Genomic DNA, 23,135 nt, shown 5'->3' with positions numbered 1-23,135 from the left:
TTGGAAAAATTTGTTTAACTCGTTACAATTCTGTGGAAAGCTTGTTAGTTGTTATTGGAATTTTGGATACAATGATACAATAAAGAAAATGAATTGAAAGAGTGAATGCAATTGAAAAAATATATAATTGTTGCGATATCCATATTGTTTTTAGCAGGCTGTAATTTTAATAAACAAGAGACTACAAACAATATCTTTTTGATTCCAGAAGGTTTTGAGGGCTCTATTTTTACGTTTTATAACATGCCCGACGAACCGCCGTTAAAAAAAGAAGATGATTATACGGTTATTCCAGTTAAAGAGAAAACTTTGGATGTGTTAAAAGATACGGAGATCAGTCAGTATGGTGTTTCATTCACGTCAACGAAGGACATGATCTATGGGGTTGTGAATGATAAATATTATTACGTTGATAAAAACGGAAAACGAAAAGAAATCAACGATCAGTGTATCAGTCTTGGATCGAACGGTGGTTTTTCCGGCAAAAACGGTGAAGATATTAAGTATTCTGTTATTCAAGTAACTTCTTCTAGCTGTGGTCCTTCGTTTAAAGAAAACGGAAGAAATGATTTTAATGCGCAAGTGAACCATGTAGGAAAATATTATTTTCAAAAGCTGGCAATAAAGAAATAAGTTGCGGTGCGGGGGGATTTCAAATCCTTCTGCACCTTTTTTATTTTGGGTAATACATGTATGTAACTGAATAAATGATACCGTTTCCACACTGCCTTTTGCTGTTTCATTTAAAATTTATGTGTTGACAAGCCCAAGATACAGCCTTTATAGTAATCCATATTATTCTGAATAATCATTTTGATAAAAGCAACGAACGGGAGTAGTAAAAGTCTTTTTGTAGTCTAGAGAGCTGCGGGTTGGTGGAACGCAGTCTACGAAAACTTTGAACTCGCCCTGGAGCAGCAAGACAAAAAGAACGCGTTCTCTATGTTTTGACGACTAACCTTCGTTAACAGGTTCTACAAGCAGGATTCTATGACGAATCAACAAGAGTGGTACCGCGGTCAGCCAAAGGCTTATCGTCTCTTTTCTCACAACTGAGATCAGAGATGGTAAGCCTTTTTTTGTTATTTGTTTTATAGATTCTAATATCACTTTAGGAGAGGTTATGAAGATGAAAAAAACCACAGAGAACTTACAACGAACGATGACTTCTCGTCACATTATGATGATGGCTCTTGGAGGCAGTATCGGAGCTGGACTTTTTAAGGGTAGCAGTGCCGCTATTGATTCAGCAGGTCCTTCGGTTGTTCTAGCCTATTTAATCGGTGGAATCATCTTATTATTTGTAATGCAAGGTTTAGCAGAGATGGCTGTTCAAAACAGTGGTGCCCGAACGTTTCGGGACCTTGTCCAATCTGTATTAGGTATGTTCCCCGCTTATTTTCTTGATTGGATCTATTGGAAGATGTGGGTGCTAAACATTGCGGCAGAAGCTGTAGTGGCAGCAATTTTTCTTCAGTACTGGTTCCCGGATACGCCGATTTGGCTGTTAGCCTTTTTTGTTTCGATCGCCGTTACGATCGTAAATCTGTTATCTGTTAAAATATTTGCTGAGACGGAGTATTGGTTAGCCCTTATTAAGATTAGTGTAATTGTTATCTTTATTCTTTCAGGACTTTTGCTTTTGTTCGTATCGTTTGGTGACCATGTTGCACCAAATTTCTCGAACTTAACACATCAAGGTGGTTTTTTTCCGAACGGTTCAGCCGGTCTTATGACAGCTATGTTAGTGGTAATCTATTCGTATGGTGGAACGGAGATTATCGGTGTAACCTTAGCTGAAACGAAGAATCCAGAAAAAGTAGTTCCAAAAGCTGTTCAGAGTACATTAACGCGTATCATAGCCTTTTACTTGTTTCCGTTCTTTATCATTGTTGGCTTAATTCCTTGGGATCAAGTAAATGGCGTGAACGAATCACCTTTTGTTATGGTGTTTCAGATGATTGGAATTCCTGGTGCTGATCATGTGATGAATGGTGTGATCCTGCTTGCGATCATCTCATCGATGAACTCAGGATTATATGGTTCATCACGTGTGTTGTATACACAAGCCGTAGACGGTCGAGTTCCTGGGATTTTTGCTCGACTTTCATCTAAAAAAGTTCCTTTTATCGCTATTCTGATGTGTACAGCTTCTCTATATGGCGGTGTACTGATTTCTATATTTGCAGGCGGCAAAACTTTCAACTATCTTATGGGATCACTCGGCTATACGGTATTGTTCATATGGTTGATCATCGCCTTTGCTCATTTAAAATCAAGAAAACAGAATAAGAAGCTTTCCGGTTATTATGTAAAGTGGTTTCCTTATACAACCTGGGTCGCGATTCTTTCTTTACTTGCCATATTGATTGGCATTGTATTCACCACGTCAATTATGATCACTAGTGTAACCCTGGGCATTTATATACTGATAAGTGCAACGTATGTGTTTAGAAGAAAAGCACTTAACTCAAATCAAGAAAAGATGGCAAGTTAACAAAAGAAAACGCTCTTAACCGAGCGTTTTCTCTTACCTTTTAGCATTTGTATTCATCGCTACTTTATTTAACCTTAGTTTTTCTACCTTTGCTCCCAGTGATCGTCTACGAGATAAGAAGATGCATGAAGCAATAATTAACATGCCTCCAAGAATCGTTTGACCATCTGGAATCTCTGACCAGAATAAAAAGCCCCAAAAGGCGTTAAAGACGATTCCAATGTAACGGGTAACCTCTACAACGATTACATTCTCATGCGTAAATGCACTTGTTAAGAATAACTGTCCTACTAAAGATACAACTCCAATACAGATCAGATAAAACAGTTCTAGTGGTGAAGGTATTACAAATTGGTTCCACATTAAAGGTATACTAACTATCGTTGCGGTAGCGAGAAAATAAAATACGATCTCATAAGCATGATGTCTGCTGCTTAAATACCGAATAGAAGTGGCTGCACAAGCTGCGAAAAAAGCACTTCCTACACCAATTAGCGCATACATGGAATAGGACGAGAACTCCTGTGGTTTAATCAGTAAGAACGCCCCTGTTAACACGACAGGAAGAATATAGAGAAGCGTTTTCGTTAGCTTTTCTTTTAAAAACAAACCTGCTAATACTACGGCAAAAATGGGAGACAGATGAGCCAGAATACTCGCATCTGCTAACGGAATTTTAGCGATTGTATAAAAATAGGCTAATAGATACAACGCTCCAAAGACTCCTCGAACCATAAGCATTGGTACTCCTGTTTTTGAAAAGGCTACCTTTTTCTTTTTCATAATAATGTAGATAATGATTGTGCCTATCAAACTTCTAAAAAAAACACTTTCAGAATAAGGAATATTTAAACTTACTGCCTTAACGAGTGCATTCATAATACTGAAAACAAAGGAAGACAAAATGGCGAGCCAAACACCGTTTTTCATTGTGATCGCCTCTTTCTTTCCTTCATGATGTTTGTTACTTCTCGCAGTGAAGATTCTCTTCTTGCTTCGATTAATGACTCTTTTATTCCTAACAGGGATTCAATCTGCCTACACTCTGATTCGAAATTTTTGATAAGTCTTTTCATCTCAGGCATTGGGATCCCTGAATTCTCTGCAAGTCCATAGATCACGATCAATTTTTGATAATCTTCAAACGGTATCCTAGGGATGGACCACACTCCCTTATACTCTTCTTCTGCTTTTTTAAAAGGAACTGCTGAGAATTCAAAATATCTTCCTTCATGATCAGGATTTGAAAATGGGTCGATAAGAATAGAAGCATAGCGTATATAGAGCAGATACTCCTGTTTGACCTCCTCATAGTCTGAAAAATTATCAATTTGCTCTCTTTGGATGCACTCTGTTGGAACTGGATAATTATCGTCATTTAAAAACGGCAATAAATTGATCGGTTTTGCTCCTAATTCATTCATTAATGTAGAAATTTCTTTCCAGAGCCGCACCATTGTTTTTATTCTCTGTGGTGTGATAGGACCTTCAGGAAACAACTTATACATATACTTCTTACCATTCGTATGAAGACTGAATATTTCATTTAAAGTAAATCTATTTAAGAAGAAAGCAGGATGCACATATGTTGTTATATTTCTGCATTCTGCATCGAGAGGATGATCGACGATCTCCCCATCGATATTCATTGATTTTAAAAATTCTTGCAGTGTATTTACCATATGGCTTTTACTAATTGATGAACCTAGGTAAATCCGTTTTTTAAATGCTTTCGTATGAGCCTTTATAGCAGAATTTAGAGATTTAGTAGCAGCAAAATATGTTGACATGCTGATCACTTCAACTGTTTTTTGTAACAGCAAATTTTTCACGAGATCGTTTGAACCGATGTTTGGAGCTAGTAGAACTATGGTCTTTACGCGCTTTAACTCTGCAGTCTGAAGTAACTCTATTACGTTTGCATAGCTCGTACAGGGAGTTGCAAGAATAACTGTATCCCATTCATCACATAATTGAGATACGTCATCAAAAAAACAATCCACCTTTGTCGTCAATTCTGCCTCTTTACCTTGAATAGTAAGACCAATTTCAAAATGATTTTGATTCAGTTCTCTTTTAATCCGTTCTGCACGTGCACCAGGCCGATTATACAACCCTATTCTTTCACTAAAGCCCGCAGTGCAAAGCTGGACAGCCGTTTGAATGGCAGCTGGTCCAACGCCTGCAATTAGGATATTCCCAAGATCTTTTGAACTTTTCGTTCCCACGATTCCCTCACTTCCTTTACTTACAATCATGCATTTACTTTCTCTAAGACCATCGTGTCATAGATACCGTCAGTCCGTTTAACACTCTGCAGTTCCCAGTCTTTCGTTAGCTTCATGTCTAACGGATAGTTAAAGATTGATTTTAAACCATTTCCGTATCTGAGAATCACTTTTGTATGAGGCTGTAATAAATCCTTTAGTTCATTCAGTACTTCCCGTTTATTTCTCACTAGAGAAGCGATTAAGACATGAGTAGTCTTTTGGGCAAAATGTAAGTCGCTTCGAACAGATTTAGAGAATCTAACATTTTCTTGTAGGCCTGTAATCTCAGAGACTTTTCTTCCCATCTCGATCGCTTCTTCATCAATGTCTATACAATGAACTTCAGCGTTCTTCTCACTTGCGATAGTGAGGGCAGAAATGGGAAACGCTCCAGAACCTATAAATAATACTTTAGAGTTCTCATTGATATGTAATTCATCCAATTCATGTTTCACAGTTTGAGAGAGTGTAGTTATGTATTCACTTGCATTCAATTGATGGTTACATGTACGCACACTTTGGTATTTTTCCATGTCACAAAGAGCTTGTACAGAAGCTTCCCGGAGCTTTTCAGACAGTGACAGAATATCCTTGTCTTCCCCCCATTCCTGCCATCGGTTCAGGTTAATAGGATCTGTCATAAAATGGTGAAGACTATCCAGCTTTACTTTTAATAACTCGTAACAATCATCACATTCTTTGGCAAACTTTGAAAGTTCATTGATCTCATACTCGGTGACTTTCAAAGATAGTAGTAATTGAAATCTCTCTTTCACTCGTACCTCCAGACAACGTTTTGTAAATCGTAATTATTACGATTTGCTTTTATATACTATCACTTTCAAACAAAAGACGTCAATGAAGATTATTATTTCAAACCATTTGTTGAACGACTAATCATGCAAAAAAAAAGAGAGAGCACTTGGCCCTCTCTGTTCTTGTTTTTATTTAATGATAACTTTCTTGTTTTCGTCTGCTGAAATGCTTACGTACACGTCTTGTGTTTTGCTGTCATAGAAGTATGTGTTTGATTGTGCTTGCGCTTTTTCAAGCGAATCAACTGCTTTATACTTTTTCATGCCAGCTTTCACCAACAATGGTTTATTGGTATTGTTGATTTTTAAAGTATATTGCTTTAGTTTTGATTCTTTATAGTTTTGTGCTTCTTTGCTTTGTTGGAATGTAATGACACCAACATTGCGTTTTACTTCAAACTTGGTTTTGTTAAACTCGCCGTTCTTGTAGTCTTCTGTTTTACCGTCATCTTCATAGAAAGTATACGAAGCTTTTTTATCTAAAAACGTATCAAGTACGAGATTTGTTAACGGCTTTTCGCCTGTATACTGTTGGACATCACGAGTTGGAACGATAGACTCGTCTTTTACGAAGATCGGCAAGTGACCAAGTGGCGCATCAACGGTTAAAGTTTGTCCGCCTTTATATTCTTTGCCTGTCCAATAATCTGTCCAGTTCACACCTTTAGGAAGGTATACACTTCTTGATGTTTTTCCTTGTTCAAGTACAGGTGCTAGCATCATAGAATCACCGAACATGTATTGATCGCTAATATCGTATGTGTTTGCATCGTTTTGGAACTGATAAACAAGTGCTTGGTGAACAGGTTTTCCGCTCTCACTTGCTTCTTTAAACTCATTGTATAGGTAAGGCAGTAATTCATAGCGCTTTTCAATATACTTCTTACTGATTGCTTCAACTTCTGGTCCAAATGCCCATGGTTCTTGTCCTTGTTTCACTTCAGCTTTCGCATCGCTATCAAAATGGATACGGGAGAACGGGTAGAACGTACCTACTTCGATCCAACGAGCGTAAAGTTCTGCGTCTGGTCGTTGTGCAAATCCACCGATATCTGTCCCTGCAAACGATACACCGGACATCCCGATGTTAGAGAGCATCGGAACTGACATCTGTAAATGTTCCCAAGTGGAAACCGTGTCTCCTGTCCATAATGCCGCCCAGCGCTGTGAACCAGCGTACATGTCACGCGTTAGAACGAAAGGACGTTCGTTTGGCTTGTGCTTTTTAAATGCTAGATCTGTTGCATCTGCTTCATCATGACCATAAAGATTGTGGTATTCCGTATGAAGAATCTTATTATCTTCTGTTCCGAAATAAGCATCTAAAGGCAATGTATGATTCATTTTATCATTATCAATAAATACAGCTGGTTCGTTCATGTCATTCCAAATTCCGTCAATTCCTGCGTCAAACAATACATCGTGATTGTTTGCCCACCAGTTACGAACTTCTGGTTTTGAGAAATCTGGAAATGCTGAATCTCCTGGCCAAACAGGGCCAATAAAGGTTGAACCATCAGCGTTCTTCGCCCAATAATCTTTTGCTGTACCTTCTTGGAACATACGGTAGTTCGAATCTTGTTTTACAGCTGGGTCGTTAATCGCTACAGCATGGAAACCATCCATCGCTTTTAGCTTTTGAAGTGCTTGTTTAAATTCAGAGTTCCACGTGAACACTCGGTATCCATCCATATAATCGATATCAAAGTGCATTGTATCAAGAGGGATTTTCTTTTCTCGATATGTTTTTGCAACATTTACAATATCATCTGCTGAGTACTCCCACTTACTTTGGTGAAGACCTAAAGACCAGTTCGGAGGAGCTTGCATCTTTCCTGTAAGATCCGTATATCTGTCAATAACATCTCCTACTTCAGGACCGTAAGCAAAATAATACGTCAACTTTCCGCCATTTGCGTAAAAGTAGTAGAAGTCATCTGATTCACTTGCCATTTCATAATATGTACGGTGCGTGTTATCAAAGAAAATACCGTACGCCTTTTGATTTTTTAATCCAATAAAAAATGGTATAGCTGTATAGATATATTTGGTGTCTTTATCATACGCATAAGCATCTGTATTCCATAGTCCGATGCTGTCCCCTCGTTTGTTTACCTCTAATCCAGATTGTTCACCAAAACCATAGAAGTTTTCATTTTTATCTGTTTTCTTAAACACATACGGCTTGCCGTCTTCATAACCAGATGTACCTTGGTTCACATAATCTTCATTGATGACGTTACCTTTTTTATCAAGGAACTTTACACCAAAAGGTTTTGTTTTGATTTCAACCGTAATTTCATCCGTTAAGATCTGATAGCGGTCTCCAAGCTTTTTTATTTTGTACTTTGGAGTTTGCCATTCTGATTCTTTCTTGGCAATCCCACGAGATTCGTATTCTTTTTCACCTTTTTTCAGAACTGAAACTTTTACGAGGTCTTTATCAAACACTCGGATATATGCCTCATTTGTACCTAAGTCAAATTTCAGACCGTTCGGAAGTTGTGTAACTTCTTGAACTGAAAGCTTTTGAAGGTTTTCTTTCGATAATGGGGTGTCTGCTTCTGGCTGAGTGACAGCTTGAACAGTCGGGGCTGCTGCGGTAAAGCCTACCATAGCTGCTAAGGAGATACTTGCTAAAAGTCGTAGAGATCTTCGCGATGCGTTCATTGTCCACCTCATAGTTGTATTTGTTTGTACGATGCAACTATACGTGTGTTTAAACAACCCCGTCAATTCTTGTATATACAAGAAAAAAGATGGTAGCAATGACCTACCCACTGGCTTTTATCTCTAATGAAAGCGAACAGCACAAGCGTTGAAAGCGATTCACAACAGTTTTAAAGTTAAACATATGTACCTATTTTTCTCACATTATAATAAATTCAACTGTTTGAAAAACACATACAAAAAAACAAATTTCAGTCTACCTCCTCTATTATAGATTCTCCGGAACTCCCTTCCTCCCATCTCCATTTTTCATACAATCTTATTCTTCCATCTGTCAATACCTCAGGCTGGGAAATACACGCTCCACCTCTTATTTCATTAGAAGTGTTCACATGATTGTATCTGAAGTTTAAGCTGCCATCTTCATTTGCAATTCCGATTAAAGTGCCTTTTAAGATTTCTCCACCTGCGTATGTGGCAGTTACAATGTTCCCTTCTTGTTTGTAGTGAAACATTGTTTGTGAGGAAACTTCACCGTTTGAAGAGTTTTGAACAGAAACAAATACTTTTCCATCATAATTAACCATCTTTCAACCACCTTTTTAGAATATTCACATAACTTAACATAGAAGTTGTTTTTTTCCCAGTAAATGATATTCCTTTAAATGCTATACCAGCTGACATTTCGGGTTTCTTCACCGGAGGGAGTTTACTTCATGTATGATCACTTAAAAAAACTACAAAAAAAACACCTCAAAAAAGCAAGTGAAGTGCTAACGAATTCCTTTATTGATAATCCGATGTTTGTGTATTTTTTTCCTATCCCCCATAAAAGGAGAAAAATTTTACGTTCCGTTTTTCCAATGGTCCTTCGAATTCTGCAATCCAACGGCTCATTGTATGTAACTTCTGATGAAGTAGAGGGACTCTTTTGTGTATCTCATCACGGAGAGAAAACAAAGATAGGAAAATCAATACTTGCTGCTCTATCCTGTGCATATCGCTTGCCCGGTGTTTTCATACAACTATCTATGGTAGATTTTTTGAGAAAAGCGAGTCGTTTACAATCATCCAACATCAAACTTAACTATTATAAGAAAAACTATGAAAACTTTCTGTTGGTCGATTCAGTATGCGTAGATCCACTCCACCGACATCAAGGTCACATGACCACCATGATGCGTGCTGCAGTAGCAGAAACCAAACAGAAAAGAACCTTTTGCTTGCTTCAAACAGAAACGATGCAAAACGTGAGAATCTATACGCACTTAGGCTTTTCACTCGTTGAAGAGATTACGAGTGATGAGATCCCCTATTCTACTTTTGTAATGATTTATGATCCATTTGATTTAACGACATAATAGAGAACTAGATACATAAATGCTAGTTCTCTTGCTTCATTACTATCTTTTTTAAACTCAATTAATCATCGTCTTTAAGAAGCTCTTTCATCATCTTCTCTCTATTATTTAAAAAGTACTTGGTTACTTGGAAATGGTCTGTAGATTCATAGTCTATGGAAGATATCTCTTCGTCATCAAAACTTAAGATGTCAGCATTCGGATAACCTAATAAGATCGGAGAATGAGTCGCAATAATAAACTGCGTTTCACCTTGAGTTGTTAGATCATGAATAATCTTCAAGAAAGTGAGTTGTCTTGAAGGTGAAAGAGCCGCTTCAGGTTCATCTAGTAAATAGATAGATTTCCCTTGAAAACGATTCAAAAAAAGAGACAGAAAGGATTCACCATGAGATTGTTTGTGAAGGGACCGCCCTCCATAATCACGGAATCCTGTATTGTCTACTTCTTCAAGATGAGTGGCAAAGCTGTAGAACGATTCTGCGCGTAAAAAGAAGCCGTTCGATACTTTCGGCAGCCACGAAAGCCGAATATAATTTCCTAGCTCTGATTCTGAAGCGTGCACCTCGTACATATTGTTGCGGCCACCACCAGCTGTATGAAAGTCACACTTGTCCGCTATCGCTTCTAACAGCGTCGATTTCCCTGTTCCATTCTCTCCCACCAAAAAAGTCACATTCTTTTCGAGATGTATCTCATCCAGTTTGCTGATTGCAGGAATAGAGAACGGATACTCTTTAAACGATTCAATCTCATCACGCAATAGCTTAATTCTTTTTAAAAACATTAGCATCACCTATTCAAAAGTATAACAAACGAGATCAGCCGTTCACCGCATCCAATCATAATTTGTTCGATTATAATCGTTATCTGATTAATCTAGATGATAATCTGTCCGATGTCTGAAATAATCTGTCCGATCTAAAGCGGAATCTGTCCAATGTCTGAAATAATCTGTCCAATCTAAAGTGGAATCTGTCCAAACTGGTGTGTAATCTGTCCGATTCAGCTTCACGCCTACTCCATCCATTCGGAGCAACACCTCAGAATAGCTAATCCTCCAATGACGTGATAAACTAATTTCTTGGTTAACCTCTTTTTTTATTATTCATTTAATGAAGTGAACTACTTATGATTTGGCATGCTTTAATGCCAAGGAGGACATATATGAGAAAACAAATTATGACTGCTTTATTGCTCGTTACTGTTCTGGCTGCGATGGAAGGTACGATTGTGAGTACGGCTATTCCGCGTATCACGAGCGATCTTTCTGGCATTGAACTTGTAAGTTGGGTATATGCGGTTTATATGCTGGCCACTGCGGTATCGACACCCATCTATGGAAAGCTTGCTGATCTATTCGGCAGAAAAAAGGTTATTCTTGCAGGTATTATTCTATTTTTGATTGGATCTGCTCTTTGTGGAATTGCCATGTCCATGGAACAACTCATCTTCTATCGAGCGATTCAAGGTCTGGGTGCTGGTGCAGTTATGCCAATTACGATGACGATCATCGGGGACCTATATGCTGAAGCAAAAGAAAGAGCGAAAGCACAAGGTTGGATTTCAGCTGTGTGGGGAGTTGCTGGTGTGTTAGGACCATTAGCAGGTGGATTTCTCGTTGATACACTTTCTTGGCGGTATATCTTCTTCTTAAATATACCGTTCGGCCTTCTTGCTTTCTTCATACTCGCAGCGAATTACAAAGAAAATCTTACAAAAGGGAAACCGTACATTGATTATTGGGGAGCTGTTACGTTTTCTCTTGGTACGATCGCATTTCTATATGCACTTTTAACAGGAAGCCAAACTCAAGATTGGAGCAATCCTATCATTATTGGACTATTCCTAACTGCAATCCTGCTTTATGCGCTATTTGTATATATTGAAAAAAAAATCACCTGAACCACTCATCCCTCTTAATCTTTTTACTAATAAAAGTGTGTTGATCGTAAACTCACTCACATTGATTTCAGGTGCTGTCGTTATCTGTATCACGATTTATTTACCGATCTGGAGCCAAGGAGTTATGGGGAAAACGGCAACACAAGCTGGTTTTGTTTTGATGCCACTTCCAGTTATGTGGACACTAGGGTCACTAGTTGCTGGGAACTTAGTAGGACGGTTAAAGGATAATTGGATTATTACTCTTGGAATTAGCATAGTAAGTGCAGCTTCCTTACTCTTCTATCTGTTAGATGCTCATTCTCCGACATACTTAATCTATGTCGCCTCAGGTGTTATAGGTCTTGGAATGGGACTCATTACGCCAATTTACATGCTAATCATTCAGGCTTCAGTACCATCAAACAAACGTGGGGTAGCTGTAGCTTCCAATACGTTTACGAACACATTCAGCCAAACACTCGGATCTGCTGTGTTCGGTACAATATTTAACTTAATCACGATCTCTAAGGCTGAAAAAGCTGGACAAGATCTTGATCTGAATGCTTCTTTTGAACATGGGAGTAAACTACCAACTAGCCAATTGGGTCAACTTCAAGAAATTATAGCTTCGGGGATACATGCTATTTATGGAGTGACTCTCCTATTAACCTTAATCGGTATTGGTATCTCATTTCTCCTTTTAAAATATAAAAATAAAGAATTTAAATCTTCAAATGTTCGCTAGTTATAGGCTTCCTAAAGGGAACATCCATTTATTTCAAATTGAACAACGCATACAGCTATGTTACAGTAGGCACATAAGTTAACAATGTTAAGAATTAAAGATAGATTAAACATTTATTATGAGACGGCACTTAATTAAGAAGTGTCGTCTTTTCATTTACTTTAATACTTAGGAGAATGATAATGACTAATAATGACAACTATGAGATAGATGAACTGGTCAAATATGTTAAAAACTTTAAAGAATCATTTCTTCATGACGAAAAACTAAATTATCTTCAAATCGAAACGATGATCTATCTGCTTGAAAACCATACGCAAACCATTACACAATTAGCTGAAAAAATAGATACTACCCCAGCTTCAACTTCTATCATTATTGATCGGCTTGCAAAAAAAGAAATGGTGAATCGGCAATATACAGAATTAGATCGAAGAAAAGTATATGTATCATTAACCGAGACCGGATCCCAAGAAATTAACAGGTTGTTGATTAAGAAAAACGAAATCATTTCCACATCCCTGTCACCTTTAACATCAACAGAAAAACTAATCTTTGAAAAATTAAACGAGCTCTTTCAAAAAATAAACGACTAAAATTTTTAGACCAACATCATCAGTACCGAAAAACCTGTTAATCCTGTGATAAACGACACAAAACTGCTTTCCTGATCCTCTGGCAGTTCTTCTTTTAGAACGTTTAAAATAATGCCTCCTGCTAGAAGAGCAACTAGTATAGATACGATTAGTTCATGAACTACCGTGATAGCCCCGATACCCCAACCAATTAAAATCGCGACTGTAAGCAGCACTCGTCCATACTTGTCATATTTTTGTTTGTGATCCTTCCTAAGGCCATGATCATTAGCGACAAAGTGAATGCTCAATGCCAAAAAGAAGAAGAACATTCCCCATTTCGTCTCGTACTCTTCTCTTATGAGCAAGTAACCAATTACCGCATTATACAGAAAGAATGATATCATATGTACCCAGAAGACACCTGAAGAAACAGCAACTTCTTCGTAGTTTGACTGTGCGCCTTGTTTCTTTTTAGAATTCTTGACTAATCGCTCTAGTCCATAAAAAAGTGCAAGACCGAGCAACGCTATTAAATAGATATGGTCCTCCAAATAGTGACCGATTCCATGATTAAGCGTTTTCCCTACCTTTTGTTGATAGTGATTCAAATCAGGGAGTAAATGTAGAAACACATAAGAAACAGCTACTCCTCCTGCAAAAGATAAAAACTTATTTCTCGGAGAATCTTTTATAAAACTCAAGTATTTTGAGCTTAAATGAACGAGAGCAAATCCCATTACAAATATGAAACTAAGCACAGTTACTGTCATTTCTAAACTCCTCCCTCTATTGATTAAGTACACCCAATTAGTATGTATCCATCTCCTTGTACAATAAACAACAACTTCTACTTTCAAGAAAAATAGTTAATTCTCTCAGTGTACGTGTCTATACTTGTCCACCCCATCCTTCATATACTATTAAATCGGATGAGTGAAGGATGTGATTTGTATGAAAAATATAAAAGAGTTATTTGAGTTCGATGGAAAAATGGCTCTGTTCCTGGCAGTGATGTCTTACAAAGCCTATATCGTTCACGAACTTTGTACGATTGAATTACCGAAGCATTTTGAGATGAAACGTGAAATCGTCTCAGATTCAGGTGAAACATTTGGATTTATTGCTGAGTCAGTGGATTCTTTAGTGGTCGCTTTTCGGGGAACTAAGACTATGGATAATGTAAGTTCATATCTAGATATTTCTCAGATTCCTTATACCTATGTATCGAATAGCGGTTTAACACACCGTGGAATCACTAAGATTTACAGCACATTTCGAAATGCCCTTCTGGCAGATATCAACCATCTCTATTCATACGATAAAAAACTACTTGTTACAGGTCATAGCCTTGGCGGAAGTCTAGCTGCTTTGTTTACGTTAGATGCAGCCGTTAACACAAACTTTAAGAATCCCATTCTCTATAGTTTTGCGAGTCTACCGATAGCTGATGAAGGTTTTACTAAAAAGTTTTATGAAGAAGTAAAAAACAGCATTCGTGTAGTCAATGTACACGATGCCATCTCAAATTGTATGACTCCTCTCTTTTTTAAGAATAAGCCTCTTTTAAACCTCCCGATCGGACAAGAATATAGACTTAATTTTAAGAACAGGCGATACATCCAAAACCATAGAATTCTCTGTTATATCCACTTCTTAAGCAAACAATTTCCCATTGAATACAAAGAACTTTACAATAAGTATCCAGGTTTTTTTCCTGATACCTCTTTATGTGAATGATTGATTCTATCCGTTTAACACGTGTTAAATGGGTATATTTTTATGTATGAAAGATTTCTTATCCAATTCATTTATATACCCTTTCTTTCTTCAATGAAACGCAACTGTACAGAAGTTAGTCATTTGGTAACATGAATTGTCATAATCCCCTACTTTCGAGGTGTAAGTCCACCTGAAAAAAATAGAGAATGCGCTTCATGTCTAATTCACCCTTTATTGATAATATATAGAAATCATGAAGGGAAGGGAATTTACAATGAGAAATCTATTGAGCAAGTTGATACTCTTTTTTGTGGTTATGACTTTTCTATTCGTTCCAACGAAAGTGCAAGCTCATGGACTATTAACAGAAGGCAGTCAGGGTTATGAGGTGTCCATCTTACAAGAAAAACTAAAAACTCTTGGTCTATTCTATGGGCCCGTTACGGGATATTATGGCCCTATTACAGAGAGAGCTGTTGCTAACTTTCAGTATGAAACCAATCTTTCAGCAGATGGTGTTGCTGGTCCAGCTACCTTTTTAATGTTACACGATGTAGAACAGATGGCTCGTGTTGTTCATGGTGAGGCGCGGGGCGAATCCTACTTAGGCAAAGTTTCCGTAGCGGCTGTCATATTAAATCGTCTAGAAGACCCTGCTTTCCCAAAAAATGTGAGTGATGTTATTCATCAAACGAACGCTTTCACGGCCGTTCATGATGGCCAATATCATCTTCAGCCTTCCAGCAATGCTTATCGTGCAGTACTTGATGCGATGAAAGGTTGGGATCCCACTTACGGCTCCGTTTATTATTACAACCCTGAAACTGCAACAGACACCTGGATTTTCTCAAGACCTTCCGTTACGAAGATCGGCAATCATCTCTTTGCGAAATAAATGTGTGTCATATCGTTTATGGGTGAGGTTAGGTAGATTTGTCGAAAATCGTTTAAATTATTTTATCCGTGAATATATTGATAATTACCGTGAAAATAATTGGCATTACCGTGAAATTATTTATTCCTAATTCTTTTATTACGTTCAGCAAGAACAAATTTTAAATTCTGTCTGTCTAAAGCTTACATGTAAACAAAATGGTGTGCCCTTATCCAAGGCACACCATTTTTTTATCAGATATTATTGAAATGTTTTACTTACATGGATGAATTCTCGGTAACCTGAGCGTGTCAGATGATAAGTGTCATCTAATAAACCGTCTCTAATTAAAGAATTGAGTGTTTCTTCTGGAATGACGTCAATCACTTGATCCATACGTTGATTCAAGTCTTCAAGCGAAGCGTTCTTAAGAGTGACGGGATTCATCATACGAACGATTCCTTCAATACGAGAATCTCTTTTTTGGAAAAATTGTGGTGTTTTCTTGAACACATTTTGAATGCGATCTTTAAATTGATTCAATTCTTGTTTTGTATTGAAGCTTTCTGTTTCTTTCTCTCTGATCTTATCGTTAAAGTAGGTCATTTCTTCTTTACTTAACTGTGCACGAGAGAACAGTTCATTATAGATCTGAGTTTTATCCATCTCGATCTTCGCTAATTCTTCTTCTTTCATTCGTTGTGTTTCCCAAATCTCTTCTTCATCAATTACTACTTCTTTTTCTTCTTGTTCATTTTCTTCGTTATTCTCTATTGTTTCTTCTACCTCTTCAGGTACAACGACTTTTTCTTTTTTCTCCTCAAAAAGCTCTAATTGCTCTTGATATGGCTCTTCCGCTACAACAGCTGCTGGGGTTGCCTCAAATGACTGAGTTACTCGCTCTTTAGACGTGAAAGATTCAATCATCTTCTCTAACTTGCTGACCTTGTTAAAATAAATGAGTGAGATCGTTATAGCGAACAACGAACTAAATACCGAAATAAAGTCTGAAAAGCGGAATACGAATGGTGCAGTTGCTATCTTATAAAAGATCAATAAAGCGAAAGCACCTATGATAATAATCTTTAACCAGCTTTCACGATTCTTGAATTCTGCTGATTGTTCATTGTTTTTATTATTATTATTTGATAAGTTCTTTAATCGTTTCATTTTCTTACCTCTTTCGTAGAGATTATCGTGCAGCTTTTTATTTTAAACGAAATATGTAAAAGTGGAAAGGAAAAGGAACATTTCATCATGTAAGTATCATGTTCATTACATCTATTTTAACACTTTAGGACATATGTCCTTCCCAACAGATCCACTTCTATTCTTTAATGATTATAGAATTTTTTATAGGAAGTGATGACATGAAAGGAATAGTGTTTGCATTTTTAGCTGGTGCTTTTATTACACTGCAAGGGGTCGCGAACGCACGAATCAGCCAAAACATAGGGTCATGGCAGGCAGCAACGATCACTCAATTGACCGGCTTTATTGCAGCCGTTCTCATTGTATTGATCGTAAAGGATCAAAAATGGAAACAATTTAAGAAAGTGCGACCGATCTATCTAACTGGAGGATCATTTGCGGCAGTCGTGATCTATGGCAACATTTACGGCATCCATTCTATAGGCGTAACGCTAACGATCGCTGTAATCTTAATCTCGCAGCTAGCGATCACGTTTTTGATCGATGGAAAAGGCTGGTTTGGCGTATTGAAAAAAGAGATGAAGGTTCCACAATTTATTGGGATCGCGATGATGATCGCTGGAGTTTTTATTTTGAAATTTTAAAGAAGAATGAGATGAGGTGACTGGACATGAGAGAAATTCACGATACTGAGCTGCTTCAGCACTATATGGAGACTTTTGAAATCAAACCTATCTTAAATGATGATCTTCTACCCTACCTAACTTTATACAGCTATGATCATGGTGAATTGATCTGTACACAAGGTGATCCATATAACCATCTATACTTGTTAGTAAAAGGAAAACTTAAGATATTCAACACATCACCTGAAGGCAGAACACTCATTCTTTCCTTTAAAACACCTTTGGATGTTGTCGGAGACATAGAATATGTGCAAGGAACCGACTTCATCAATACCGTTGAAGCGGTCTCTGAAGTGCATATGATCGCGATTCATCATCGCTGGTTGAAAAAGTTTGCGAGCGATCATACGCCGCTCTTAAAATTTCTATTGAACGTGATCACCCAGAAGTTTTATGTAAAATCAAGTTCTTTAAGCTTCAACCTACTTTATCCGGTCGAAGTGCGTTTTGCAAGCTATCTTCTGTCGGTTTGCTTTGACGAAAGAGATGCTTTGTATAGTGGCAAACTGAGTACGGGTCACCTCATAGATGCCGCTAACTTAATCGGGACAAGTTATCGCCACTTGAACCGTGTCATCCAACATCTCTCTAAAGAAGGCCTCGTGGAACGGCATAAAGGTTTTATTGAAGTGAAGAATCGAGAAGGCTTAAGCGAACTAGCTAATCACCGGAATATATACGAAAAATAAAGGAGCGTTCAACATGCTTATCGGTTTATTCTTTGCCATTCTGGCAGGCATACTTGTTGGTCTGCAAAATATTTTTAATACACGAGTCAATGACCACGCAGGAACATGGTCGACCACAGCTCTTGTACTAGGTCTAGGATTTCTAGCATCCATGACACTTGGTGTTGTTTTTGAAGGAACAGAATTGTTTGTGCTTAAAAACATGGAGACATGGTTTTGGTTCAGTGGCTTGATCGGTGTGGGTGTTGTTGTTTGTTTAGTTCAAGGCACTCGACTGCTCGGTCCAACATTCGCTATATCTATCGTTCTGACGTCACAGCTCGGTTCAGCTCTCATGTGGGATTCGCTCGGGTTGTTCGGTCTAGAGAAAATTCCGTTTACTTCTCAACAGCTTTTAGGGGTCATTGTCATCATCGGTGGGGTTGTCGTGTTTAAGTTTGGTGGGAGCCGCCAAGAAAAACAACCCGTTCAATCCATCCAAAGAAATATGAAAGAACAAGTCACGGGGAGATAAAATATCTCTCCTTTTTTGTATACTCATGTACCACATCCTACTTATTACCTTCTTTCCCTCTCATTTTCCACAACTATATCCTCATACTTATTCTTTAAGATAGGTAGTACCCTCTATTAATTTCCAATCCATCATGCTGTAAACTTAAATTATATATAACTTTTTAAAAATTCGAACGATGGAGGTATTACCTTGAAACTTAAAAGAAAAGTTCTTTCAGTGACGTTGACTGGTTTGTTGGCTTTTAGCGCTCTAAATGCAGCTACTTCACCTGCACAAGCTGTTGGAAATGGCCCAGGTACAGGAAATGGTTCTATACAAACGTCTATTCTACATACTTACGAAGAACTTGTTGATACGTTAAAAACACTGGATGCTAAACAAGATGCTATGAAGCTTGAAGTGATCGGTCAAACGGTAAAAGGTCGAGATATCTATATGGCGAAGTACATATCTAACCCAAGTAATCCCACCATCCTTTTCTTAACTCAACAACATGGTAACGAGCAACTTACAACAGAAGGTGCATTAGAGTTTATGAAACATCTTGGTACTAATAAAACAAAAGGTTTGTTGAACAATGTGAATGTTTTAGTCATACCGATGCTCAATGCTGATGGGGCAATGGGCGATGTAAACTTTTCTCTTGAAGATTACCTAGCGGACGGTGACCGCCACCTTACCCGTTATAACGCGAATGAAGTTGATTTGAACCGCGAACATGACAAGCCAACAAATGAAATGGAGCCTGAAGCACGTGTTCTGCATGAAAATGTGTTCGCTAAGTATGACATTGATTACATGATAGATTTGCACCATCAAGGAACACTTAGCGAAACAGATGGTCAACTTGTTTCAGGATCTATGCTTTATCCTACTAATGCAAAAGTAAAGCCAGAAGTCGTTGAAAAATCTAAACGATTAGGTGCTGTTGTATTTAATGCCATTCATCATACAGGATGGGGTCATATCGGAAAGTACGATGGTGGTTCCGGTGAAAACATCGGACGTAATGGTGCTGCTGTTCGCTATGACATTTCTACTCTTCTATTTGAAATGCGTGGAATGTCTGACCATTATAGAGAAGATTATGCTCTTGGACAAAAGAGCAATGGCTATTTGATCAAGCAGACCGTTATTACATTAGATGCTGCGGTTCGTGCCATTTCAGATGGTTCAATCAACACCACGGATGCTAGTTTTTGGGATACGCTTCCTCAACAAACAAATCGTTCTGGTGAGGTTGAAGAAGACGAGTAGGCTGAATATGCACACGAAAAAACACCTCATAGAAACTGAGGTGTTTTTTTGCTTAGTCGTTTTATTCGTAACTTTTTGCTCCAATATAGTTTTCTGACCAGTAAGAGCTGTTAAGTTCTGCCGTTGTTACCCCTTTTGAAGAAGAAGCATGTACGAATTGATCGTTTCCGATATACACTCCGGCATGACTCGGTCCGTCACCTTCTAGATTAAAGAATACGATATCTCCTACTGCTGGTGAATCGACCTTCGTTCCTTCTGCGTAAATATCATCGACGGTACGAGGCAATTCAACATTTCCTGCTTCATTAAAGATATATTGTAAGTATCCGCTGCAATCAAATCCGTCTGGTGAATCTCCACCCCACTTATAAGGCGTTCCTTCATACTTTTTAGCCACTTCAACGATTGAAGAACTACTTTCTGATGAATCGATCCCTAACGCTTTAAAGGTTTCATCACCGGCGATTCCATCTACTGTGATGCCTTTATCTGCTTGGAATTTCTTTACCGCATCTGTTGTATAGTCACCATAATAATCAGTTGTTCTGCTATATGAAAAATATCCTTTTTTGTCTAACGTTTGTTGGAGGTCTTGTACATCTGAATGCTGCGTCTCAGGTTTCAGCGTTTGATCTCCAAGAGCGGCTTCACCCACTATCGGATTGAACGCCACAACACCTGCTATTGCTAATCCTGCTGCTGCTTTTTTCAAAGTAACATCCCCTTTTCTTATTTAATCTGACCTGTCCCATACTAACAGGTGGAGATGACAAAGACATTGTGAAGGAATTACAGCGGTATAACAATTTTCTACAGAATGTATGATAAATTACACATTGTAATATTTGAAAAATAATGATGGCTTAAAATGATGGAAGTAATTTTTTGTGAAATGTGGACAAATAGAAGGAAAGATTAGCCGTATTCTGTATAGAGTATATAAAGGGCAAAAAAGGGTAAGGAGGCATCTATTTGGAGTTCCCGTTCATTCTTACTAACTTTTGGGATGCATTGATTGCTATACCCGCCATCATCATCATGATCGAAATCCTCAAGATCTTCTTTCCTAACATCTCTGCTTGGATACCAACGATCGCCTGTTTGCTGGGCTTAATCATATCTGTTTTAATTGCGCATCCGCATAGTCTTTGGACTGGTATCGTAATGGGAATCGTCTATGGAGTTGCTGCAGTCGGTTCATACGCAAGCTTTGTTTATGTTATTTATAACTATCGAGATAAGAAGCCCCACAATCCTTATAAATAGTTGAATGCTCGGAAAAGTTCGTTTACGTTTAGTACATAACTTAACGAACTTTTTTTATGAGGAGAATGAAATGAACAGAAAAACAGCCATTGTGACTGGCACTTCTAGCGGGTTTGGTATGCTTTGTGCAATTGAACTTGCGAAGGCGGGTTTCTACGTAATAAGTACGATGCGAAATATCGGTCGTGCAGAATCTCTATTAAAGTTGGCAGACGGAAACAAAGTAAGTGACCAGATTCATCTTCATGCTCTGGACGTGACATCAAAAGAATCTATTCATACTTTTAAAGACTTCATCAAAGAGTTTCCTAGCATTGATGTTTTAGTAAATAATGCGGGATTTGCACTTGGCGGTTTTTCGGAAGAACTTTCAATCGATGAGTATCGTCTGCAGTTTGAAACAAATGTGTTTGGTGTTATGGCGATTACGCAAACCGTTCTTCCCTTCATGCGTAAAAACAAGCGAGGGCGCATCATTAATATGAGCAGCATCTCTGGAAAATTTGGGTTTCCTGGTCTATCACCTTATACGGCATCTAAGCATGCGTTGGAAGGATACAGTGAAAGTTTGCGTCTTGAACTCCGACCATTCGGTATAGATGTTGTTCTTATTGAACCAGGATCCTATCAAACAAACATCTGGTCGTCGATCGACAACATGACTATCAACTCCGAATCTCCTTACCACTTTTATATGGAATCCCTATTAAAGAATTTTGAAAGAGGTAAAGGAACTCATGGCGATCCGCTTGATGTGGCGAAACTGGTGACAGAGATTGCAACCTCCACAAAAACACCTAAACTACGTTATCCCATTGGAAAAGGCGTAAGGTTAAGTTTGTTTCTAAAAACTGTTTTGCCGTGGAAGTGGCTTGAGAAAGGCATTTTGAATAAACTCTTAAAATAAAGATTGTGCTTAATCACCTCCAATGTTGTGCAAAATGCTATTGAGGTGATTTTTTTATGAAACTATTGATACTTGTTGGGAGTCTGCTAGTCCCAGTCGGCATGTTTTGGCTGCAAACTGTTTGGCCAAAAAGCCGTCTACTATTTAATGTAATTGCCATTATTGCCGCGCTAATATTTGGTGATCTGGCAGCAATCGCCATTCAGCAAATCATTCACGACAACACCGTATTCATGACAAACATCCACGGAGTCTTATTAAATCCGTTCTTTTTAGTCGCAGGCTCTTATTTTGGTGTTTATATTATTTATCGCATGATCCTGTGGACTTCTGTAGAACGATAAAAAATTTCTAAACCTTTGAAACTTAATAGTATTGTGATGCGTATTTTAATGTGGGTTGATGAATAAGTACTTTCACGAATATTACTATTGGGGGAAATAAGATTGAATAACCATGAGATCGATTATAAAATTTACGGCGATGACATGCAGTTCGTCGAGGTAGAGTTAGATCCAAAAGAAACGGTAATCGCTGAAGCTGGTGCACTAATGATGATGGAAGACGGCATCGAGATGGAAACGATTTTCGGGGACGGCTCAGGTGCTTCAGGCGGAAGCGGTTTAATGGGTAAACTCTTTAATGCAGGGAAACGCGTACTAACAGGTGAGAGTCTCTTCATGACAACATTTACGAATGAAGAGCGTGGTAAGAAACATGTTTCATTCGCCTCTCCTTATCCTGGAAAAATCATTCCGATGGACTTAAGTGAGCTCGGCGGTAAAGTAATCTGCCAAAAAGATGCGTTTCTAGCCGCTGCAAAAGGTGTAACAGTCGGAATAGAATTTCAACGTAAAATGGGTGCAGGCTTCTTCGGTGGTGAAGGCTTTATCATGCAGAAGCTTGAAGGCGATGGGATGGCATTCGTTCATGCTGGTGGAACCATTCATAAAAGAGAATTGGCACCTGGCGAAGTACTGCGTGTGGATACAGGTTGCTTGGTCGCGATGACAAGCGGTGTCGATTATAATATCGAGATGGTAAAAGGTGTGAAAACAGCACTATTTGGTGGTGAGGGCTTGTTCTTTGCCACATTAAGAGGACCGGGAACGGTTTGGATCCAATCACTTCCGTTCAGTCGCTTAGCAAGTCGTGTGTTTGCTGCAGCTCCGCATAGAGGCGGATCGAGCGATGAAGGCAGCATAGCTAAAGGCGTGTTTGGCATGTTGAATGGAGATTGAT

At 38.3% G+C, this 23,135-nt stretch carries 24 protein-coding genes, 1 pseudogene and 1 other annotated feature; of the genes and pseudogenes, 15 read left to right on the top strand and 10 right to left on the bottom strand.

From position 1 onward, the window contains the following. Window positions 1-111 precede the first annotated feature (111 nt). Entirely contained in the window at window positions 112-633 is a 522-nt protein-coding gene (locus ACOZ9X_RS14100; protein WP_423418730.1) for a DUF6843 domain-containing protein, read from the top strand. 183 nt (window positions 634-816) lie between these two features. Then, window positions 817-1,045 (top strand) — a binding site (T-box leader). Between the two features lie 84 nt (window positions 1,046-1,129). After that, entirely contained in the window at window positions 1,130-2,497 is a 1,368-nt protein-coding gene (locus ACOZ9X_RS14095) for an amino acid permease (protein WP_423418729.1), read from the top strand. A gap of 33 nt (window positions 2,498-2,530) precedes the next feature. On the opposite strand, the gene ACOZ9X_RS14090 is transcribed toward ACOZ9X_RS14095, so the two are convergent. The 5 genes from ACOZ9X_RS14090 to ACOZ9X_RS14070 form a co-directional block, all read right to left on the bottom strand. After that, the gene (locus ACOZ9X_RS14090) at window positions 2,531-3,427 is read right to left on the bottom strand and encodes a DMT family transporter (RefSeq protein ID WP_423418728.1); all 897 of its coding nucleotides are present in this window, start codon (window positions 3,425-3,427) and stop codon (window positions 2,531-2,533) included. Further along, complete coding sequence (locus ACOZ9X_RS14085) at window positions 3,424-4,755, bottom strand: opine metallophore biosynthesis dehydrogenase (protein ID WP_423418727.1); 1,332 nt, start codon at window positions 4,753-4,755, stop codon at window positions 3,424-3,426. The genes ACOZ9X_RS14090 and ACOZ9X_RS14085 overlap by 4 nt, the downstream gene beginning before the upstream one ends. Beyond that, on the bottom strand, window positions 4,752-5,543 hold the full coding sequence (locus ACOZ9X_RS14080; protein ID WP_423418726.1) for a nicotianamine synthase family protein: 792 nt from the start codon (window positions 5,541-5,543) through the stop codon (window positions 4,752-4,754). Before ACOZ9X_RS14080 ends, ACOZ9X_RS14085 begins: the two co-directional genes overlap by 4 nt. Window positions 5,544-5,711: 168 nt before the next feature. Continuing rightward, window positions 5,712-8,252, bottom strand: coding sequence for a TIM-barrel domain-containing protein (locus ACOZ9X_RS14075; RefSeq protein ID WP_423418725.1), 2,541 nt, complete (start codon window positions 8,250-8,252; stop codon window positions 5,712-5,714). A 251-nt stretch (window positions 8,253-8,503) separates the two neighbouring features. Beyond that, a complete protein-coding gene (locus ACOZ9X_RS14070; protein WP_423418724.1) occupies window positions 8,504-8,839 on the bottom strand; it encodes a n-acetylglutamate synthase in 336 nt (111 codons plus the stop codon). Window positions 8,840-8,968: 129 nt separating this feature from the next. Between ACOZ9X_RS14070 and ACOZ9X_RS14065 the strand changes: the two genes are divergently transcribed. After that, entirely contained in the window at window positions 8,969-9,613 is a 645-nt protein-coding gene (locus ACOZ9X_RS14065) for a GNAT family N-acetyltransferase (RefSeq protein ID WP_423418723.1), read from the top strand. Window positions 9,614-9,674: 61 nt separating this feature from the next. Here ACOZ9X_RS14065 and ACOZ9X_RS14060 read toward each other — a convergent pair whose 3' ends face one another. Both ACOZ9X_RS14060 and ACOZ9X_RS14055 read right to left on the bottom strand, forming a co-directional pair. Next, window positions 9,675-10,400, bottom strand: a complete 726-nt coding sequence (locus tag ACOZ9X_RS14060; protein WP_423418722.1) for an AAA family ATPase — start codon at window positions 10,398-10,400, stop codon at window positions 9,675-9,677. Window positions 10,401-10,487: 87 nt separating this feature from the next. Next, window positions 10,488-10,643 carry a hypothetical protein gene (locus tag ACOZ9X_RS14055; RefSeq protein WP_423418721.1) on the bottom strand — a complete coding sequence of 52 codons (156 nt, stop codon included), beginning with the start codon at window positions 10,641-10,643 and terminating at the stop codon, window positions 10,488-10,490. Between the two features lie 137 nt (window positions 10,644-10,780). Here ACOZ9X_RS14055 and ACOZ9X_RS14050 point away from each other — a divergent pair. Both ACOZ9X_RS14050 and ACOZ9X_RS14045 read left to right on the top strand, forming a co-directional pair. Beyond that, window positions 10,781-12,245, top strand: a pseudogene (locus tag ACOZ9X_RS14050) (MDR family MFS transporter). A gap of 182 nt (window positions 12,246-12,427) precedes the next feature. Beyond that, on the top strand, window positions 12,428-12,841 hold the full coding sequence (locus tag ACOZ9X_RS14045; RefSeq protein WP_423418720.1) for a MarR family winged helix-turn-helix transcriptional regulator: 414 nt from the start codon (window positions 12,428-12,430) through the stop codon (window positions 12,839-12,841). 5 nt (window positions 12,842-12,846) lie between these two features. Here the strand turns inward: ACOZ9X_RS14045 and ACOZ9X_RS14040 are convergent, their stop codons facing one another. Then, window positions 12,847-13,593 carry a ZIP family metal transporter gene (locus tag ACOZ9X_RS14040; RefSeq protein WP_423418719.1) on the bottom strand — a complete coding sequence of 249 codons (747 nt, stop codon included), beginning with the start codon at window positions 13,591-13,593 and terminating at the stop codon, window positions 12,847-12,849. 181 nt (window positions 13,594-13,774) lie between these two features. Between ACOZ9X_RS14040 and ACOZ9X_RS14035 the strand changes: the two genes are divergently transcribed. Further along, on the top strand, window positions 13,775-14,560 hold the full coding sequence (locus ACOZ9X_RS14035) for a lipase family protein (RefSeq protein WP_423418718.1): 786 nt from the start codon (window positions 13,775-13,777) through the stop codon (window positions 14,558-14,560). A gap of 256 nt (window positions 14,561-14,816) precedes the next feature. After that, window positions 14,817-15,437, top strand: coding sequence for a cell wall hydrolase (locus ACOZ9X_RS14030; RefSeq protein WP_423418717.1), 621 nt, complete (start codon window positions 14,817-14,819; stop codon window positions 15,435-15,437). Between the two features lie 240 nt (window positions 15,438-15,677). On the opposite strand, the gene ACOZ9X_RS14025 is transcribed toward ACOZ9X_RS14030, so the two are convergent. Next, on the bottom strand, window positions 15,678-16,586 hold the full coding sequence (locus ACOZ9X_RS14025; protein WP_423418716.1) for a hypothetical protein: 909 nt from the start codon (window positions 16,584-16,586) through the stop codon (window positions 15,678-15,680). Window positions 16,587-16,786: 200 nt separating this feature from the next. Between ACOZ9X_RS14025 and ACOZ9X_RS14020 the strand changes: the two genes are divergently transcribed. The 4 genes from ACOZ9X_RS14020 (at window position 16,787) to ACOZ9X_RS14005 (ending at window position 19,717) form a co-directional block, all read left to right on the top strand. Next, window positions 16,787-17,212: a DMT family transporter gene (locus tag ACOZ9X_RS14020; RefSeq protein ID WP_423418715.1), complete on the top strand. Its 426-nt coding sequence runs from the start codon at window positions 16,787-16,789 to the stop codon at window positions 17,210-17,212. 26 nt (window positions 17,213-17,238) lie between these two features. Next, window positions 17,239-17,943: a Crp/Fnr family transcriptional regulator gene (locus tag ACOZ9X_RS14015; RefSeq protein WP_423418714.1), complete on the top strand. Its 705-nt coding sequence runs from the start codon at window positions 17,239-17,241 to the stop codon at window positions 17,941-17,943. Window positions 17,944-17,956: 13 nt separating this feature from the next. Beyond that, entirely contained in the window at window positions 17,957-18,457 is a 501-nt protein-coding gene (locus ACOZ9X_RS14010; RefSeq protein ID WP_423418713.1) for a DMT family transporter, read from the top strand. 192 nt (window positions 18,458-18,649) lie between these two features. Further along, window positions 18,650-19,717 carry a M14 family zinc carboxypeptidase gene (locus ACOZ9X_RS14005; RefSeq protein ID WP_423418712.1) on the top strand — a complete coding sequence of 356 codons (1,068 nt, stop codon included), beginning with the start codon at window positions 18,650-18,652 and terminating at the stop codon, window positions 19,715-19,717. A gap of 61 nt (window positions 19,718-19,778) precedes the next feature. On the opposite strand, the gene ACOZ9X_RS14000 is transcribed toward ACOZ9X_RS14005, so the two are convergent. Next, on the bottom strand, window positions 19,779-20,432 hold the full coding sequence (locus ACOZ9X_RS14000; protein WP_423418711.1) for a C40 family peptidase: 654 nt from the start codon (window positions 20,430-20,432) through the stop codon (window positions 19,779-19,781). Window positions 20,433-20,692: 260 nt separating this feature from the next. Here ACOZ9X_RS14000 and ACOZ9X_RS13995 point away from each other — a divergent pair, with 260 nt between their 5' ends. The 4 genes from ACOZ9X_RS13995 (at window position 20,693) to ACOZ9X_RS13980 (ending at window position 23,134) form a co-directional block, all read left to right on the top strand. Further along, complete coding sequence (locus ACOZ9X_RS13995; protein ID WP_423418710.1) at window positions 20,693-20,986, top strand: hypothetical protein; 294 nt, start codon at window positions 20,693-20,695, stop codon at window positions 20,984-20,986. Window positions 20,987-21,056: 70 nt separating this feature from the next. After that, a complete protein-coding gene (locus tag ACOZ9X_RS13990; RefSeq protein ID WP_423418709.1) occupies window positions 21,057-21,893 on the top strand; it encodes an oxidoreductase in 837 nt (278 codons plus the stop codon). 56 nt (window positions 21,894-21,949) lie between these two features. Further along, window positions 21,950-22,237 carry a transposase gene (locus tag ACOZ9X_RS13985; protein WP_423418708.1) on the top strand — a complete coding sequence of 96 codons (288 nt, stop codon included), beginning with the start codon at window positions 21,950-21,952 and terminating at the stop codon, window positions 22,235-22,237. Between the two features lie 102 nt (window positions 22,238-22,339). Next, window positions 22,340-23,134 (top strand): TIGR00266 family protein, encoded by a 795-nt coding sequence (locus ACOZ9X_RS13980; RefSeq protein WP_423418707.1) that lies wholly within the window; start codon window positions 22,340-22,342, stop codon window positions 23,132-23,134. Window position 23,135 lies beyond the last annotated feature (1 nt).

The organism is Fictibacillus nanhaiensis, from assembly GCF_049537595.1.
GTDB lineage: Bacteria > Bacillota > Bacilli > Bacillales > Fictibacillaceae > Fictibacillus > Fictibacillus nanhaiensis_F.
This window is presented reverse-complemented; position numbering and strand designations above follow the sequence as displayed.